The organism is Arthrobacter celericrescens (assembly GCF_003614925.1).
Classification (GTDB): Bacteria; Actinomycetota; Actinomycetes; order Actinomycetales; family Micrococcaceae; genus Arthrobacter; species Arthrobacter celericrescens.
The window spans coordinates 1-1,667 of sequence record NZ_QYLP01000053.1; the positions used below are offsets into that span (position 1 = coordinate 1).

General features: G+C 65.5%; 2 protein-coding genes. Both read left to right on the plus strand.

From position 1 onward, the window contains the following. Positions 1–197: 197 nt before the first annotated feature. The gene (locus D3654_RS11845) at positions 198–866 is read left to right on the plus strand and encodes an ArsR/SmtB family transcription factor (RefSeq protein WP_120521703.1); all 669 of its coding nucleotides are present in this window, start codon (positions 198–200) and stop codon (positions 864–866) included. Positions 867–870: 4 nt separating this feature from the next. Next, a complete protein-coding gene (locus tag D3654_RS11850; RefSeq protein WP_120521704.1) occupies positions 871–1,563 on the plus strand; it encodes an SRPBCC family protein in 693 nt (230 codons plus the stop codon). The last annotated feature ends 104 nt before the right edge of the window (positions 1,564–1,667 follow it).

Here is a 1,667-nt window from a genome sequence, read left to right on the forward strand (position 1 = left end):
ACGACAAACTCGCCCAAACCTACCGGGCCGGCGTCGCACTCTACGCAGTCCTGATCTGGCTACGCCAATAAAGAGACACGCCCTAGTCGAGGTAGCGGAGGCCGTGTGAGGGCCTGGCGCCTCGCCGGGAGCAGCGCCCGTCTCCGACGGAAAAAAAGTTCTTGACAAAAAAAGTTGTCGGTAGGCATGATGGACGCATGTTGGACATCGAAGTGATCGAGGACCCTGCCGCCGCGGAAGCGTCGCTGGATCCGATCCGCACCCGCATCCTCCATGAGCTCGCCGAGCCCGCGTCGGCCACGCAGCTCGCCGCCAAGGTGGGCCTGCCCCGGCAGAAGGTCAACTACCACCTCAAGGCGCTCGAAAGCCACGGGCTGGTGGAACTTGTGGAGGAGAGGAAGAAGGGCAACGTCACCGAGCGCATCCTGCGGGCGACGGCGGCCTCCTACCTGATCTCGCCCGTCGCCCTCGCTTCGGTGGCGCCGGACCCGCGCCGCTTTGCCGATCGCTTTTCCGCCTTCTGGCTGCTGGCGCTCGCCGGCCGCACGGTGCAGGAAATGGGCAAATTGATCGCCGGGGCCGCGACGGCGAAGAAGAAGCTGGCGAGTTTCGCGATCGACGGCGAAATCACCTTCCGCACGGCCGCGGACCGGGCCGCGTTCGCCGAGGAGCTCGGCGTCGCCGTCACCCGGCTCGTGGACAAATACCACGACGACGGCGGCAGCGGCACCGCAGCCGGCGGAGCCAAGGCAGGCGGCGCCGCGGCGGGCGGGCGCAAGCACCGGCTCGTCGTCGTCCTCCACCCGGCACTCAATACGACAACGGAACCCACGAACCCCGCGGAACCCAAGGAAGAAAAGGACTAAGGCCATGACTGGAAAGCGCGAATTTGAAATCGTCTTCGACGGCGAAATCCCCGGCACCCCAGAGCGCGTCTGGGAGGCCGTCACCAACGGCACCCCCGCCTGGATGTTCCCCACGGACCAATGGCCGTCCGTCATGACTGTGGAGGAGTACCCGAACCACCTGGTCAACCGCATGGACGGGCCGGACGGCTGGTTCAACCAGCTGGAGCATGTGCTGGAACCGCTGGAGGGCGGCCGCGCCAAGCTCCACTACGTGCACAGCGGCATCTTTGAGGACAACTGGGACGAGCAGTACGACGGCGCCAGCAAGCACACCGCGTTCTACCTGCACACCCTGGGCCAGTACCTGCAGCATTTCGACGGCAAGCCCGTGGTCTTCACCGACATCCAGGCTCCGGCGTCGTCGCAGACCCCCGACGGCTTCGTGCAGCTCAAGAAGGCCCTCGGCGTCGACGGCGTGGCGCAGGGTTCGCCGGTTGAGGTGGAGGTGGACGGCGTCGGCATGCTGAGCGGGGAGCTCGACTTCTCCAACGAACACTTCCTGGGCATCCGAACGGGCGACGCCTTGTACCGCTTCTTCGGCCGCAACGCCTTCGGTTCCACGGTTGGCATGACCGTGCACGACTTCAGCGGCAGCGGCGACTCCGAAGCCACCGCCAAGGCATGGGGCGCGTTCCTGGAGAAGGTGTACGCCTAGCCCTCGCTGCCCAACTGACTCGCAGTTGTTGTCGTTATGACATGAAAATTCGGTGAGGCGGCGTGCACTATCCAGTCTGGTGCAGGGGTTCCAGGGTGACATGG

Coding starts and splice junctions, on each gene's coding strand:
- D3654_RS11845 (WP_120521703.1), top strand. CDS start 198: ATGTTGGACATCGAAGTGATCGAGGACCCTGCCGCCGCGGAAGCGTCG.
- D3654_RS11850 (WP_120521704.1), top strand. CDS start 871: ATGACTGGAAAGCGCGAATTTGAAATCGTCTTCGACGGCGAAATCCCC.